Annotated in this window: 14 protein-coding genes; 5 read left to right on the top strand and 9 right to left on the bottom strand. The window is 68.9% G+C overall.

Annotation, left to right across the window (positions count from 1 at the left end; translation table 11 throughout):
* Positions 1-49 precede the first annotated feature (49 nt).
* The 4 genes from AC5W7N_RS28055 to AC5W7N_RS28070 are packed head-to-tail and all read right to left on the bottom strand — an operon-like array spanning position 50 to position 4,505.
* The gene (locus tag AC5W7N_RS28055; protein ID WP_495922667.1) at positions 50-1,465 is read right to left on the bottom strand and encodes an outer membrane protein assembly factor BamB family protein; all 1,416 of its coding nucleotides are present in this window, start codon (positions 1,463-1,465) and stop codon (positions 50-52) included.
* Entirely contained in the window at positions 1,465-2,823 is a 1,359-nt protein-coding gene (locus tag AC5W7N_RS28060; protein ID WP_495922669.1) for a hypothetical protein, read from the bottom strand. The genes AC5W7N_RS28055 and AC5W7N_RS28060 overlap by 1 nt, the downstream gene beginning before the upstream one ends.
* A gap of 24 nt (positions 2,824-2,847) precedes the next feature.
* Positions 2,848-4,116, bottom strand: a complete 1,269-nt coding sequence (locus AC5W7N_RS28065) for an RNA polymerase sigma factor (RefSeq protein ID WP_495922671.1) — start codon at positions 4,114-4,116, stop codon at positions 2,848-2,850.
* A complete protein-coding gene (locus AC5W7N_RS28070; protein WP_195021592.1) occupies positions 4,113-4,505 on the bottom strand; it encodes a YciI family protein in 393 nt (130 codons plus the stop codon). Before AC5W7N_RS28070 ends, AC5W7N_RS28065 begins: the two co-directional genes overlap by 4 nt.
* A gap of 224 nt (positions 4,506-4,729) precedes the next feature.
* On the opposite strand from AC5W7N_RS28070, the gene AC5W7N_RS28075 reads away from it, so the two are divergent.
* Positions 4,730-5,737, top strand: coding sequence for a DUF8832 domain-containing protein (locus AC5W7N_RS28075; RefSeq protein ID WP_495922673.1), 1,008 nt, complete (start codon positions 4,730-4,732; stop codon positions 5,735-5,737).
* 104 nt (positions 5,738-5,841) lie between these two features.
* Here the strand turns inward: AC5W7N_RS28075 and AC5W7N_RS28080 are convergent, their stop codons facing one another.
* Positions 5,842-6,402, bottom strand: a complete 561-nt coding sequence (locus tag AC5W7N_RS28080; RefSeq protein WP_495922675.1) for a PadR family transcriptional regulator — start codon at positions 6,400-6,402, stop codon at positions 5,842-5,844.
* Between the two features lie 85 nt (positions 6,403-6,487).
* On the opposite strand from AC5W7N_RS28080, the gene AC5W7N_RS28085 reads away from it, so the two are divergent.
* Together AC5W7N_RS28085 and AC5W7N_RS28090 are read left to right on the top strand one after the other, a co-directional pair.
* Positions 6,488-6,922: a nuclear transport factor 2 family protein gene (locus AC5W7N_RS28085; protein ID WP_495922677.1), complete on the top strand. Its 435-nt coding sequence runs from the start codon at positions 6,488-6,490 to the stop codon at positions 6,920-6,922.
* Positions 6,923-6,932: 10 nt separating this feature from the next.
* Positions 6,933-7,730, top strand: coding sequence for a class I SAM-dependent methyltransferase (locus tag AC5W7N_RS28090; RefSeq protein ID WP_495922679.1), 798 nt, complete (start codon positions 6,933-6,935; stop codon positions 7,728-7,730).
* On the opposite strand, the gene AC5W7N_RS28095 is transcribed toward AC5W7N_RS28090, so the two are convergent.
* From AC5W7N_RS28095 to AC5W7N_RS28105, 3 genes are all read right to left on the bottom strand, one after another.
* Positions 7,727-8,077 (bottom strand): hypothetical protein, encoded by a 351-nt coding sequence (locus tag AC5W7N_RS28095; protein ID WP_194990714.1) that lies wholly within the window; start codon positions 8,075-8,077, stop codon positions 7,727-7,729. The two genes, AC5W7N_RS28090 and AC5W7N_RS28095, sit on opposite strands and share 4 nt — an antisense overlap.
* Positions 8,078-8,096: 19 nt before the next feature.
* Positions 8,097-8,558, bottom strand: a complete 462-nt coding sequence (locus AC5W7N_RS28100; protein ID WP_495922681.1) for an ArsR/SmtB family transcription factor — start codon at positions 8,556-8,558, stop codon at positions 8,097-8,099.
* Positions 8,559-8,758: 200 nt separating this feature from the next.
* A complete protein-coding gene (locus AC5W7N_RS28105) occupies positions 8,759-10,375 on the bottom strand; it encodes a hypothetical protein (protein WP_495922683.1) in 1,617 nt (538 codons plus the stop codon).
* A gap of 309 nt (positions 10,376-10,684) precedes the next feature.
* Between AC5W7N_RS28105 and AC5W7N_RS28110 the strand changes: the two genes are divergently transcribed.
* Positions 10,685-13,228, top strand: a complete 2,544-nt coding sequence (locus AC5W7N_RS28110) for an MFS transporter (RefSeq protein WP_495922684.1) — start codon at positions 10,685-10,687, stop codon at positions 13,226-13,228.
* A 38-nt stretch (positions 13,229-13,266) separates the two neighbouring features.
* On the opposite strand, the gene AC5W7N_RS28115 is transcribed toward AC5W7N_RS28110, so the two are convergent.
* The gene (locus AC5W7N_RS28115; RefSeq protein ID WP_495924220.1) at positions 13,267-15,246 is read right to left on the bottom strand and encodes a heavy metal translocating P-type ATPase; all 1,980 of its coding nucleotides are present in this window, start codon (positions 15,244-15,246) and stop codon (positions 13,267-13,269) included.
* A gap of 111 nt (positions 15,247-15,357) precedes the next feature.
* Between AC5W7N_RS28115 and AC5W7N_RS28120 the strand changes: the two genes are divergently transcribed.
* Positions 15,358-15,750 carry a hypothetical protein gene (locus AC5W7N_RS28120; protein WP_195021584.1) on the top strand — a complete coding sequence of 131 codons (393 nt, stop codon included), beginning with the start codon at positions 15,358-15,360 and terminating at the stop codon, positions 15,748-15,750.
* The last annotated feature ends 88 nt before the right edge of the window (positions 15,751-15,838 follow it).

A 15,838-nucleotide genomic window follows, 5' to 3' on the forward strand; every position in this document is an offset into this window, starting at 1 on the left:
AAGGCACCGACGCCCGCGTTGGCATCCGTCGCCATCAGACCGGCGCCCGCTAATCGAGTGGGCGCAGCCCGAGCATCGTGCGCGGTGTGGCGAAGAGGTACCGGCCCGCGCCGCGGGCGATGAGTTCGCCGCTGCCGACGAGGGCGTCGCCGTCGCTGTTGATGGCGAGAAATGGTACTTCCCAAACGGTTTCGCCGGTGCGCGGGTCGATTGCCCAGAGGCCGGTTGAGTCGGTGAGGACTGCGACGGTGCCGTCCCACGCCTGGACCGTCCCGTAACGGTCATCGGCGGTGCGCCAAAGGCGTTGTCCGGTACGGAGATCGAGGCCGGTTGTGGTTGTGGTCGTTGGATCGCGGAGGATGGCAGTGTGGCCGAGGATTGCGGTCGCGGCGCCCGGGTCGAAGATGGCGATGTGGGGATTTCGGCCATCGGCGGCGTCGTCCAGGGGTGGGGTGTAGAGCAGATCGGGGCTGGTCCAGCGGAGGGCACCGTCGCGACGGTCGTAAGCGGCATCGCCCAGCAGGACGGGGATCGAGTCGTCGGCAGGGCGATCGGGGTTCAGGTCGTGTGCGCCGGGAGTGCTGGTGCTGGCAAGGACGCGGCCAGCGCGGTCCAGCAGATCGATTCCGGTGACCCGGTAACCATCGCATTCGGTGTTGACGCGCACGACCAGAGCATCGAATGTCGGTATGGTGCGGGAACATCCGAGCTGTGCGGTCCAGGTGGTTTCGCCGGTGCGCAGATCGAAGGCCGCGATATCGATGCCGAGGGTGAACAGGCCCTGGCCGTGGGTCACATCGAGCGCATCCCACGGGAGGTCTTCCCACGACGTCCCCGTGGCGAACTGGCGCGTCCAATAGGCGTCCGGGTCGGCGATGGTGCCCGAATGCACGCGCACGTCATCGGATTCGACGTCGCCCTCGGCGATGTACAGTCGGTCGTCCACGGCGGCCATCGCGAAGATCTGCCAATCGACCGGAGTGCGGGTGACGGTTCCGTCGGCGGTGTCGATACCGATGAGCGCGGCATCGTCGGCGGAAAATCCGGTGTAGCAGACCAGCGACCCGTCGACGGGCACGTCGGCACAACCGCCGAGGCCGGCCGCAGGCGCCTCCCAGCGCTTCTCCCCCGTCTCGGCGTCGAAGCCGTACAGGATCGGATCACGCAATCCCGAATCGCCGGCAACGCCGATCACCGTCGCGACGGTATCACCGGCGTCGACGAAACCCGCGCCGCCCAAATCGAATTCGGTGCCACCGGCCGGATCGCGGAATTCCGCGAACGCCTGCCCGTAGATGGCAGCGGCGTCGACCGACCATGCCAGGCCAGGCGCCGCGTCGTTCGTACCGGTGATCTTGCGGGTGCCGTCCTCCGGCTGCATCAGTACCGCAACCGCGCCTGCGCTGGTGAGAACAGCCGCGACGGCCGCGAGCACCAAGTTGCGCACGCCAGGCGCCCACGCCATTACGAGACCTCCAGGCCGGGAGCCAGCGCGATGGCTTCGAGTTGCGTCGTGGACAAAGGTTGCGCGGGGGCCTCCGCTCGCGAGGTGACCTGAATCCGGTTGCCGGACTTGTGGGTGACGATCACGCCGCGAAGCAGCTCGGTGGCCGGCACGCCCGACCGGGCGACCGCGGTCGTCGATTCCACACTCTCCACGACCGTCCCATCGGGCAGCTCCCTCTGCGTGACGACGCGATCGCCCGACTCCGACGGCCGCTGTGGCACGGTGGGCTCGCCCTGCTCGATGGTGATGACGACGCTCAGCCGCGACTGCTGCCCGTCCGCGCTCACTCGGACCTCCTGGCACACCCCGCCCGACCCGTACCCGCCGGGCCGCAGATCCCCCAGCGGGCGATCGAGAACCAGCCCATCGAGCCGGACCCCGGCCAGCACCGCACCCCACCGACGGGCCGTTGCTTCGTCGACCACCGGCGTCTGGACCTCTGACGTCGAACACGTTTCGGGCGGATCCGGCGTCCCTGCCGGGACCGGCGCGGAGACACGCACACCGGGTGTGGTGGCCACAGCGATCAACTCGTCCATGGTCATCGGGACCGACCCGGTGGGTTCACCGCCGTTCGGGGCATCGGTCGCGGTGGCGGTGACCCTGCTGCCATCCGGGACATACGCCGTCACGGTACGGGAGAGCGTGCGCACGCCATCGGTCTCCGACCATGTGTCGTCGAGGTCGATCGTCGTGCCGTCATCGAGAACACGCCGTTCGTCGAGTTGACCCGCGACGCACGGCGGAACCGGATCACCGGATCCGCGCACCGTCACCGATAACGATCCCGTGCGGTCGCCGCGCAGGATCGTGGACTGGGCGTGGGTGAACCCGCCGAACTTCGCTGCCTCGGGAGATGCGTCGGGATCGCCGAGAATCGGCTGGAAGAACAGGGACTCGCCGACCGGGACGAAGCCGAGATCGATCTCCTCCGGCAGCGACTGCTGCAACGCGGCCGACATCGCGACGGCTTTGGGCCCGGAGAACCACGGATACGCCGGGTTGTCGTAACCGAACTCGTTCACCGCGGCCCAGCCGAACAGCCCACCCTCGCCGGGTGGCTCGACCACCGCACAGCCGGGAATCTGCGTCGGATACGTCACCGGCGGCGTCACATAGGTGTGCTGCTCGGTCGGCTGCGGTGCGACGCTGGTCGTGGTCGGCGGCGCCGTCGTCAACTCGGTCTGCGGTTCGTGCAGCAGCCCACCGACGATCACCCCGCCGGCCACGATCGCCACGCACACCAGCGCCGTCGTCCAACCGCTGACCGCGCGCGATGGCGCGGCAGTCCGTTCAGCCCCCGTCGAGTCCGGCACACTCGGCTCCTTCCGATCCCGCCATTAGATCACCCCCTCCGACAGAAACCGCCGACCGTCAGCCACAGAACGCATTCGAGCATTGAGGTAACGCTGTTCCGGAAGGCTTGTGCTGAGGCGCGCGGCCTCCGCGTAGCTCGCCAGAGCCGCGGCGCAGTCGCCGGTCATTTCCAGCAGGTGAGCGCGGACCGCGTGGGTGCGGTGGTGGCGGCGCATGGCCGGGTCGTCCAGTAGCGGATCGATCAGGGCGAGCCCCTGTTCCGGGCCGAAGGCCATGGCCACGGCGACGGCGCGGTTGAGGGTGACGGCCGGGCTGGGGGCGATGCGGTCCAGCATGGTGTAGAGGACGCAGATCTGGGGCCAATCGGTGGACTCCCAGGTGGGCGCTTCGGCATGGACCGCGGCGATCGCGGCCTGGAGCTGGTAGCGGCCGACGTGGCCGCGGGGCAGGATCGTTTCCAGGATGCGGACGCCTTCGGCGATCAGCTCGGAATCCCAACGGGTGCGGTCTTGTTCGGCGAGCGGGACGAGATCGCCGTGATCGCTGCGGGTAGCCGCGCGGGCGTGGGTGAGCAGCATGAGGGCGAGGGCGCCGGCTACCTCGTCGTGGTCGGGCACCACGCGGTGCAGTTGGCGGGTGAGGCGGATGGCTTCGCCCGCCAGGCCCGGATCCAGCAGTGCGGTGCCGCCGGTTCGGGTGTGGCCCTCGGTGAACATGAGGTGGCAGACGTCGAGTACGGCCGCGATCCGAGCCGGAAGCTCGGTTGCCGCGGGCAAGTCGAAAGTGGCTTGCGCGGCGCGTAATCCGGTTCGTGCACGGGAGAGGCGTTGCGCCATCGTGCGCTCGGGCACCAGGTAGGCGGCGGCGATCTCGGCGGTGGTCAGGCCGGCGACGGCATGCAGCGTCAACGCGACCTGGGAGGGGCGGCTCAGGCTCGGGTGGCAGCAGAGCAGGAACAGGCGCAGGGTGTCATCGCCGGTGGCCGGTGGGTCGGCGTCGGCCGCAGGCGCGAGGTCGTCATCGGCGCGGCGTGCGTGGGCGACCGATTCCTCGCGTTCGATGCGCGCGAGATCGGCTCGCTGACGGTCGATCAGCCTTCGCGACGCCACCCGGATCAACCAGCCGCGCGGGTTGTCCGGCACCCCGTCGCGCGCCCACTGCACGGCCGCGGCCTCGGCGGCCTCCTGTGCGGCGTCTTCGCAATCGCCGAGATCGCCGTGCCTGCGCAGCAGGGCGGTGAGCACGTGCGGCGCCTCGCGACGCCACACCTGCCCCACCGCCTCCGTGCTCACTGGTCCTCGCCACCCGGCCACATGGTTGGACGCAGCTCGACCGTTTCGCCGGGACCCGCGAACTGAGCGGCGAGCTGCTCGGCGCGTTCGTGGCTGTCGACGTCGATCAGGAAGAAGCCGGCCAGATGCTCCTTCGATTCCGAATACGGCCCGTCGGTCGGCAGGGGCTTGCCGTCGTCCCAGCGGTACAGCCGAGCGGACTCCGGCGTCCCGAGCGCCTCACCGCCGATCAGTTCGCCCCTGTCCTGCATCTCGGTGAGCAGCCGCTCGAAATCGGCGTTGATCCGCTCCCGCTCCTGCTCGGGCAAGGCCTGGAACTCGGGCAGGAAATCGCCGGTGGGATGCCCCCACGGCTGCGGATTCGAATGAATCAGGATCACGTACTTCATCGATGCTCCTCGGTCTGGTGCGGTGACGGACCGGTCCGGGTCCATCCTCACCCGGAACGTCGGAGCCGGGGGCACGCGAATCGACATCCCGGCCGAAATTTTTCGCCGGTCCGCTCGGTGTGATCGGGATCACCGAACCACGCGTTGCTAGATACCCCTAGGGGGTATAGGTTTGTGGCAACGGACGAACAAGCCACAGACGACGAGCGGTAAGGACGACGATCATGAGCACCACTGCCCACACCAACCATTCGGCACACACCACCCATCCCGGACCGGATGGTCATGCCACGGCTCACGCCGACCATGCGGGCCACGACGCCGCCGCACTGACGGCCCACACCGGGCACGCCGATCATGGTGATCACGCAGCCCACGGCGGTCATGGAGCGCACGGCGATCACGCAGCCCACACCAACCGAGCAGCGCACGGGAACCACGCAGCGCACGCCGACCATGCGGACCATGCGGCCCACGCCGGCCATGCAGACCACTCAGCTCACGGCGCATCAGAATTCCCTGGCGGTCTCCTGATCACCCAGGACGGCTACACCCTCGAACTCGCCGACACGATCATCCAGCCGGGCGAGGTCGATTTCCGGTTCCGGATCATCGGCCCGGACGGCCGGCCGGTCACCGACTACACCCCGATCCATGACAAGCAACTGCATCTGATCGTCGTGCCGCGCGAGCTGACCGGGTTCTGGCATGTGCATCCGGAACTGTCGGCGGACGGCACCTGGTCGGTGCGGTTGAACCTGCCGGACGCGGGCGCATATCGGGTGTTCACCGACATTTCGCCACAGGCGCTCGGAAAGACCATCACGCTGGGCGCGGATCTGGCGGTGGCCGGCGAGTACGCGCCTCGGCCGGTTCCGGAGGCGGCCCGGAAGTACCAGGTGGACGGCTACGAGGTCGAGCTCGCGGGCGATCTCACCACCGGCGCGGGCAGCCTGCTCACCCTCACCGTGCGCAGGGACGGTGCCCCGGTCACCGATCTGCAGCCCTACCTCGCCGCATTCGGTCACCTCGTGATCATCCGGGCCGGCGATCTGGCCTACGTCCACGTCCACCCGAACGGTGAACCGGCGGACGGCGTCACCGCCCCCGGCCCGGACATCTCGTTCCACACCGCGGTCCCTGGCCCCGGCACCTACCGGCTGTTCCTCGACTTCGAGCACGGCGACACGGTCCGCACCGCGGCGTTCACCGTGCGCACCCCGCAAGGCTGATCCGAGCAGATGCTCCTGTGGACGGCGGCCGCCGACCTCCGACTACGCATCCGACGTGGGGCACTCAGATGTCTGAGCGCCCCACGTCCGCGCGATACCCTGCGCTACTTGCTGTTCCGAGTCGCCGGCCCTTCGGGATCGGCGGCCAGCTCCTCCCAGAAATCCACGTACGCCTGCTCATGCCCGATACCGAGCTGGAGGATCCGGGCTCGCGCGACGGCGCGCACATCGCCTCCGGTGTGATCGATGGCGTCGTAGAGCTTGCGGTAGTGATCGAGCCAGCGGCGATGCTCCGCGGACTGGTGGCGGGCCAAGCCGACGACATCGTCCGGATCGCCGAGGTCGACGAAGAAGAGTTTGATCTGGGCCGGGTCCCTGGTTTCGGCGGGCGGGGTCGCGGGATCGGCGAGCCACTCGCGTAGGCGCTCGCGGCCCTTGCCGGTCAGGTGGAAGACCCGCCGCCTGCGCCCTCCTTCTTCGGCTTCCTCACGCAGCAGACCCTGTTCGGCCAAACGCACCGGGATCCGATAGAGCTGGGCGTGCGGAATCGGCCAGAAGTAGTCGACGCTCTCCTCGATGCGGGCCTTCAGGTCATAGGGGGTGAGCGGGCCGTGGCGGGCGATCAAGCCCAGCACGATGTGGTCCTGCGCTCCGAGATCCGCCATGTCGCCCTCCACACACCGATTGACACCGTCTCAGTGAGACTATACGTTCCTCTCGTTGCGACCGTATCAATGAGAGAATCCGTCGATGAGCTCAGCCGCTGTCCAACTGTTCGATAAGTGGACCGACATGTGGAATGGCGAACTCCAGCTGGTCGAGGAGATCATAGCGCCGGAATTCACCCTGCGGTACGCCCAGCCGGGCGCCGCCGACTACGACTCCATTCGCGATCGGCCGGCCTTCACCGCCCAGATCGCCCGGCTACGGCACCAGCGCCCGGATCTCCGCTTCGCGCCGCAAGGCAGTTTCGTCATCGACATGGACGAATCCGGCACCGGCCTGGTAGCCAGCCCCTACGGCGCGCGCTTCACCGCTGCCGACGGATCTGTGATCGACGTGAGCGGCACCGACATCCTCCGCGCCACCGGCGGGTTCATCACCGAAGTGTGGTCGGTTTCCGGCGGTCCGGGCGGGCGCCGGTTCTACTCGCCGGATGAGCTCGAGGATGCGGCGCGGGATTAGCATCGAAGATATGAACCTCGGCGGTTCGGCGGGTGGGGGGTGGCGTGGCGAGGAGTACTCGGCAGCCGCCGAGCATCATCGCGCGGTCGACGACTGGTTTCTGGCCCGCCATCCGCCTCGGGCGTGGGACACGGTGGTCGATCTCGGGTGCGGTACCGGGGAATTCACCGCGAAGATCAGCGCATCGGTTCCCGACGGACTGGTCATCGGAGTCGATCAGGACCCGTCCATGCTCGCCACCGCTCGGCGTCGGGCCGGCGCCAACCTGGAGTTCCTCACCGCTTCGGCCACGGATTTCGATGGCCTGATCCCGCCGGGGACGGTCGATCTCGTGGTGAGCCGCGCGATGTTGCACTGGCTGCCGATCTCGGCCTACCCGCGGGTCTTCGCCGCGGTGCACCGGGTGCTGCGTCCCGATGGCTGGTATCACTCCGAGTCTGCCGCGGCGGGAAACGCGCCAGGGGTGATCGGCCTGCTCGAGCGCGTCGCCCGCGCCCATGACCTGCGCCCGCCCGAACCGTTCCCGGAGCCGGCGCCCGTGGCCGAACTGCTCGCCGCGGCCGGATTCGTCATCCCCGACGACGGCGTGCGCGCGGTGCCGCAGCGTCGCCCGTTCACCCGCGACGAGCTGGCCGCCATGCTGCGCACCACCGCGGCGGTCGCACTCACCCGGCAGGCTCCCGCGGCCGCACACGCGCGCCTGGCCGAGGAACTCGCCGACGCCGTCGACGAATTGCGCGCCCCGGACGGCACCTACGACCAGACCTTCGTCCGGCTGGAGATCCTGGTCCACACACCGGTCCCCTAGCCTGCGGGCTCGATCCGACGAATTGTGCGCGCCACGAGGAATGCGGCGCACGTCAGGTAGATCGCGGCGATGACGAGGTCGAGGATCCCGGCGCCGAATTGCGCACGGTGGAATCGGTCGAGCGCGGCGACGGTGATGACGCCGGAACCGAAGAAGAATCCCGCGGTCAACGCGGGCAGCGCGATCCGAGCGGGCAGGAAGGCCGCGATCAGCAGCACCAGCGAGAAGACGAAATCCGGTGCGGCGAAGATATTGTCGGTGCGATAGGCGGTATCGAAGGTCAACTGGGCGATGAGCCAGGCGCTGACCGGGACGGCGGCGATCCGGGCGAACATGATCGTCGGCATGATGGACTCCTGAGGCAGCTCAGCGGTCGGGTTCGGACATCGACAGGATCGAGTCGACCAGACCCGGGAACTGGGTGCCGAGTTCGTCCAGCCGCAGCGTGTTCATGCGCTGACGGCCGACGTCGAACTGACGGATGATGCCGGCTTTGCGCAGGGCCTTGAAGTGGTGGCTGAGGGTGGAGGCGGCGACGTCGAGATCGAAGGTGCCGCACGGTCTGTCGCCGTCGGCGAGCAGGGCGCGCACGATCCGGCGACGGGTCGGGTCGGCCAGTGCGTGCAGCACATCATCGATCGCGATCTCCTCGATCGCGGGGTGGTCGGCGGACTTCCAACGCCCCAGCGGCACCGCAGCTGCGTCTCTTCGACACCTATCGAATAATGACAGCGTAGCCGCGTTCTTTTCGCCTGTCATCGAAAAGTGCGGGACAAACTTCGCGTCCCATGCGACTTCCGCCACCAGATCCACCTGATCGGGCTGCACATCCGCATGCTCATGAGCACGCACGCGAGATCGTCGGCGCGCTCATGCGCGAACGCGACGCGCTGCGCGAGGCCTGCGTCTATCCGCCGGGGGCGCCGTCCGTCCACGAACTGGCGACGGGCCAACGGTGTGGCCGCCCTGGCCGAGCGCGCAACGATCGGCGAACTTCGCCCTGCGACCCTGACGCCGAGGGCAGGCGGTCAGCGCTGCTTGCTGGTCCTGGCGCGACGACGTGCGGCCTGCATCTCGGCGAGTTCGCGTTCCAGCTCTTCGGCGATGCGGAACTGGCCGGTGTCGTAGATGCTGGTGGCCTGCACGACCTCGTGCAGCGCGGGTTCGGCCTCGGACTCCTTGCTCTTGGCTTTGCGCCCACGCAGCGCACCGATCTTCGGGCTGTCCGAGGAGGCGACGGCGCTGAACGCCGGGGCCGGTTCGGGCCGGTCGATGTTCACCGTGGGCTCGGCCGGCTTCGGCGCCACGGCCGAGCGGAAGGCCGTCGAGGTCGAGCGCGGCTCCGGCGCCGGGGCTTTCGCGGCGGGCTTCGACACCGGCTGGGCAGCACCGTTCGACGAGGCGCCCACCTTCGCGCTCGACGTGGTGGCAGCGCCGTTCACCGGCTCGCTCGTCTTCACCGAACGCTGCTCGGCCGTCCGCGCACCATCGGACGCGCCGGCAGCAGCCTTGCTCTCGGCCGCGACACCATTGGTGCCGGCACGCGTCGCCGAGGCCGGCGCCTTCTCGGCAGAACCGAGGAACACATCGTCGTCGAACGACACCGGGATCTTCGGCGTCGCCGGCTTGCCCGAGCTACGGAAAGCCGCCTTCGGCGCGGGCTCTGCGGCAGGCTCCTGCTCGAGCACCTCGGTCTCGGCCTCGGCGGCCTCACCCTCGATCTCCGGCTCCGCCGCCTCGGCCGGAACCTCCTCCCGCACCGCGGGTTCGGGATCCATCGACGCGGGCTGCTGCAACGCGTAATCCGGCGCGCTCAACCGGAAACTGTTGATGTCGGGCAGCCGATTGCGGATCTGCTCGGCCGGATCCGGCAATTCCCTGACCTGCTCGGTCGCCCGCGCGATGGCAAGACCGTACCGGGCGCTGACGGCGTCGTGGATGAGCAACGCGACGCCGATCATCACCGGAGCCACGGCGTGCACGGCAGCCTCGTACCACTGCGCGTCACGCACATACGGGTAGGTGTTCAGGCTGACAGTCAGGGCCAGCAGGGCGATTTCGGCGGCGGCGACCTTCTGGCGGTTGTCGACCACACCCCATTCGGCGACCTTGTTGGTGCCGATCATGATGATGATGAGGCAGACGCTGATCATCGCCTCGATCAGATAGCTGAACCAGTACAGCGGGTCGCCGGGCCCGCCGGGGGCGATGTTGTGCTGCACATTGACCGCCGACCACAACATGCCCGCCGCCACCACACCGGCCAGTGCGCGCAGCGACCACGAGCGGTGACGGTAGAGCGAGGCCAGTTTGGCGTGCGGACTGGATTCGCGCTGCTGGTTGGCGATTGCCTTGCGGGCTAACAAGAGATCTCGAATGTCGGCCTTCTCGATTTCTTCGGTGGTCTGCCTGGCACGGTCGGCGGCGGCGGCCGCCGCCTGGGCCTGTTTCCAGCGTTGTGCCCGGTCCTGGACGCGAATGCGCTCGGCGAGTTCGCGTTCGGCGCGCAGTTCTTCTTCCGACAGCGCGTCGGTGAGCGCCGGATCGAACTGGTAGGCCAGCCGGCCGCGGGCTTTCTCGACCCGCTGCGCCAGCTGTGAGACCTCGTCCTCGACGGGCCGCGCGATGGGGTGCTCGATGGTCACATCGACTCCCTGCGGCACGGATCGGAAGGCGGGCAGACGATCACACGTGGCTGTGGCACCCCACATTCATAGTCGATGCACCGTTGTCGGCGAAACCATTGATTCCCATCGACGGTGCGCACAAGCCCGCGCGAACCCGGTGACGGCCGACACATCCGGCAACTGTATAGTTGGCCGACGCAACTAGTTGCTGTTGCTAAACAATTCTGCTGGGGCGCACAGCCTGATCACGCGCCGCCCATCCGGTCGACGGCCGCGCCGCAGCGCGCGCTCCCCAGCCACGGCTACCAGACCAGAATCAGGGCTCACATGACCACATCGACCACCCGGGCGGACGCGGGGCCCCCGGAGACCGGCGAGAGCACCACCCTGTCACATCGGCAGGTGCTGACGATTCTCTCCGGCCTGTTGCTCGGCATGTTCCTGGCCGCGCTGGACCAGAACATCGTGAGCGTCGCGATCGTCAAGATCGCCAACAGCTTGCACGGCTTCGACGAACAGGCGTGGGCCACCACCGCCTATCTGATCACCGCGACCATCACCACACCGCTGTACGGCAAGCTCGCCGACATCTACGGTCGCAAACCGTTCTATCTCATCGCGATCGGGCTGTTCGTCATCGGTTCGGTGGCCTGCACCTTCGCCACCTCGATGTATCAACTCGCCGCGTTCCGCGCGTTCCAGGGTCTCGGCGCGGGCGGGCTGATGTCGCTGGCGTTCACCATCATCGGCGACATCGTGCCTGCCCGCGAACGGGTGCGCTACCAGGGCTATTTCATGATCGTCTTCGGTGGCGCGACGGTGCTCGGCCCGGTGCTCGGCGGCTTCTTCTCCGATTACGACATCCTCGGCGGTATCGAGGGGTGGCGCTGGGTGTTCCTGGTGAACGTGCCGGTCGGGGTGCTGGCGATGATCGTGGTGGCGAAGGTGCTCAATGTTCCGCATCAACGGCAGAACCACCGCATCGACTGGCTCGGCGCGATAGCCCTGGCGATCTGTGTGGTGCCGCTGCTGATCGTGGCCGAACAGGGCAGGCATTGGGGCTGGGATTCGCACAAGGCGCTGACCTGCTACGGCATCGGCGCGGCCGGGCTGCTGCTGTTCGTGCTGATCGAGTTCCTGATGAAGGACGCGGCGCTGATCCCGCTGCGGTTGTTCAAGAACTCGACGTTCAGCGTCACCATCGCGGGCGGATTCATCGTCGGTGTGGCGATGTTCGGCGCGATCACCATGGTGCCGCAGTACTTCCAGGTGGTGCGCGGGTATTCGCCCACCAAAGCGGGGCTGCTGATGCTGCCACTGGTGCTCGGCATCATGATCGGTTCCGGTGTGGCCGGGCAGATCACCAAACGCACCGGCCGCTACAAGATCCTGCCGGTGGCGGGCACCTTCATCATCGCGGTGGGCGCCGTGCTGTACGCGCAGGTGCATTACGACAGCGCACTGTGGCAGCCGCTGGTCTACGGCGGCGTCATCGGGCTCGGGCTCGGCGCCTGCATGCAGACGCTGATCATCGCCGCGCAGAACGCGGGCCCGCGGTCGGATATGGGTGTGTCGACGGCATCGGCGACGTTCTTCCGGCAGATGGGCGGCACCCTCGGCGTCGCGATCTTCCTGACCATCCTGTTCAATCTGCTGCCGCGCAAGATCACCGACGCGTTCGGCGGCACGCTGCCGCCCGGCTTCGACGCCGCCGCCCTCGGCGACCTGCAAAGCAACACCAGTGTGATCGCCACGCTGCCGCCGGAGGTGCGGGCGCCGATCCTGACCGGCTTCACCGACTCCATGCAGGGCGTGTTCTATGCCGCGGCCGCGGTGGCGTTGCTGGCGTGTGTGGTGCTGATGTTCATGAAGGAGATCCCGCTCCAGGACGCACCGATACCGGCGACCGCACCGGATGCGGCGTCGACCGGCAAGGCAGCCGCTTCGTCCTGGGACGAGGATCAGGTGTGGGAAGGCGCCGCGCAGGCGCTGTCGGAGCCCGAGCCGGTGCTGGCCGCCGCCGCGGCCAGGCACGCGGAGTCCAACGGTCACAGCGCGCCCGAGGCCAGCGTGACCGCCGCGTTCGCGCCCCGCGGCGACTTTGGCGAGGACGTCGCGATCGCCGGTCGGGTCCATCGCGAGGACGGGCAGCCGGTCCCCGACGCGGCGCTCACCCTGATCGATCCGAAGGGCCGTCAGGCCGCGCGCGCCACCGGTGATGCGCATGGCGCATTCGCCTTCCCGACCGCGGACGCGGGCAGCTATGTGCTGATCGCGTCGGCGAGCGGGCATCAGCCCACCGCGGTCAATGTGACCGTCGGGCCACAGCCGCAGCGACTCGATCTGACGCTGCTCGGGTCCGGGCGGCTGTCCGGTGTGGTGCGTTCGGCCGGCAGCGGAGATCCGCTGACCGGTGCGACCGTGACATTGACCGATCAGCGGGGCGAGGTGGTAGCCGCGGCGGTGACCGGCGCGGACGGCGGCTATGTGTGCGAAGGCGTGGTCGCTGGCTCCTACACGCTGGTGGCAGTAGCCGACCATATGCGCCCGGACGCCAGCACCCTCGCGGTGCCCGACACCGGTGTGCTGCGCCACGATATCGAGCTCACGCCGATGGCGGTGCTGGTCGGCACGGCCGCAACCGAGGACGGCCGCACCGTTGCCGACGCCCAGATCACCGTGCTCGACGCCACCGGCGAACTGACCGCCACCACCCGCACCGATGAGCACGGACGGTACGTGGTGCCGGATCTTCCGGTCGGCCGGTACACGATCGTCGCGCGCGGATATCCGGCGGTCTCCGGGCAGGTGATGGTGTCCGGCGGTGAGGTGTCGCACGACGTGCGACTCGGTTACGACACCGGCGACTGAGCTGCGGCCGGGCCGCGGTGGCCACGATCGGCTGTTGCCTATCGAGCGGCCGGAAGTTCCTGCGGGGCCGGGGAATCGGCGCGCGCCCCGTCGGACCCGAGCACTGCCGCCGGGCGCAGATCCAGCCGGCGCAGCAGCTGGGCGTTGATCGCGACGACCACCGTGGACGCCGACATCAGCAGCGCACCCACTTCCATCGGCAGGGTGAACCCCCACGGCGCCAGCACGCCGGCGGCCAGCGGCACCGAGACCAAGTTGTATCCCGCTGCCCAGCTGAGGTTTTGGATCATCTTGCGATAGGTGGCGCGCGAGAGTGCCATCACCGACAGCACCGAGCGCGGGTCGTCACCGGCCAGCACCACGCCGGCCGAGGCGATGGCCACGTCGGTGCCGGCGCCGATGGCCAGGCCCACATCGGCCTGCGCCAGCGCTGGTGCGTCGTTGACGCCGTCGCCCACCATGGCGACGGTGCGGCCCGCCGCTTGCAGCGACGTCACCTTGGCGCCCTTGTCCTGCGGCAACACACCGGCGAAGACCTCGTCGATACCCAGCTGCCGGGCCACCGCATGCGCGACCGGGGCGGCGTCACCGGTGATCATGGCGACGTGCACACCGCGCTCGTGCAGAGCGGCGACGGCCTGGCGCGATTCCGGGCGGATCTCATCGGCCAGGGCGAGCGCGCCGATCACCGCGCCGTCGCGGATGACGTGCAGCACCGTGGCGCCCTGTGCCGCCCACGCAGCGGTTTCCGGCAGTTCGGACAGGCCGTGTTCGCCGAGCATGCCCGGCCCGCCGACGCCGACCTTCGCGCCGTCGACGCGCGCGGTGACGCCGACACCGTTGCGGGCGGCGAAATCCGTCGCGGCCGGAACGCGGTCGCCGCGCTGTTCGGCCGCGGTGACGATCGCGCGCCCCAGCGGATGTTCGCTGTCGCCTTCGACGGCAGCGGCCAGTACCAGGGCCTGATCGGCGTCGTATCCGTCGCCGCCCGCGATATCGACCACCGCGGGTTCGCCCTTGGTGAGCGTGCCCGTCTTGTCGAAGAGCACGGCGTCGACGGTGCGCATCGCCTCCAGCGAACGACGATCGGTGATGAGTACCCCCGCCTTGGCCGCTCGTTCGGTCGCGATCGACACCACCAGCGGAATGGCCAGCCCCAGTGCGTGCGGGCAGGCGATCACCAGGACCGTGATGGTGCGGGTGACGGCGGCGTCGGGTTCGCCGAGGGCAAGCCACACCGTCGCGGTGATCACCGCGGCTCCCGCGGCGAACCAGAACAGCCAGCCCGCGGCCCGGTCGGCGAGCACCTGTGCTCGTGACGACGAGTTCTGCGCCTCGCTGACCAGACGCCGGATGCCTGCCAGCGCGGTATCGTCACCGACCGCGGTGATCCGGACCCGCAACGCGGAATCGGTGCTGACGGTGCCCGCGACGACCCGATCGCCCGGCGCGCGCCGTACGGCGACCGATTCGCCGGTGATCATGGATTCGTCGACGTCGGCGCTGCCGGATTCGACCACCCCGTCGGCGGGCACCCGGCCGCCCGGGCGCACCACCACCAGGTCGCCTTCGGACAACTCGGAGACCGCGACGGTGGTGATGTCGTCGCCGTCGACCCGTTCGGCCTCGTCGGGCAGCAGCGCCGCCAGCGATTCCAGCGCACTCGACGCCTGCCCCAGCGACCGCATCTCGATCCAGTGCCCGAGCAGCATGATCACGATCAGCAGCGCCAGCTCCCACCAGAAATCGAGCTCATGGGAGACGAGGCCGAGCACCGCGGCCCACGACGCGAAGAACGCCACCGTGATGGCCAGCGCGATCAGCAGCATCATGCCCGGCTGTCGCGCCCGGATCTCGCCCGCCGCGCCGGCGAGGAACGGCCGCCCGCCCCAGACATACATGACCGTCCCCAGCACCGGCGAAATCCAGGTGACCGGCCCATTGTGCGGCAGCTCGTACCCCAGCAGATCCGCGAACATCGCATTCGCACCGACCACCGGCACCGCCAGCACCAGCATGTACCAGAACAGCCGCCGGAACTGTGCCACATGATCCCCGTGGCCGGCGTGGCCGGCTTGTCCGTGCCCGGCATGCCCAGCGTGGCCGTGCCCGCTGTGTCTTGTGTCGCTGTGACCGGCGTGACCGGCGGCCTCGTGCCCTCCATGAGCCGCATGGCCGTGCCCACCACGCCCAGTATGCGGGCCATGACCGGCATCGCCGCGCCCGTCATTTCCACCGCCTGCGTGCTCGCCCTGGCCGCCGGCATCACCGTGCCCGCGCCGTCGGTGACCGCCGTGGTCCTCCCGATAGCCCCCGTGCTTCTCATGGCCCTCACCGTGGGCAGGTGCGCCTCCAGCGGCCGCGCCGCGGGCCGGACCGCTGCTCGGCAGCTCAGCGCTCTCGTCGGTGCGTGGGGTCGGGTCTTGGTTCGATTCGTGATCGGGGCCCATATCCCCGACGGTACCCATCCGGGGTATTTCTCACAGCCGGTCCAGTCGAGTCGGTCGCTCCTCGGCGCATAGGAGTGAGGTCGGCCTGCGGTCGGCGCGAACAACCGCGCTCTGCCGATTGGTCGGGACCGCACCGGGTACGCGGCAATCATGGAGCTAC

The organism is Nocardia sp. CDC519 (assembly GCF_059509835.1).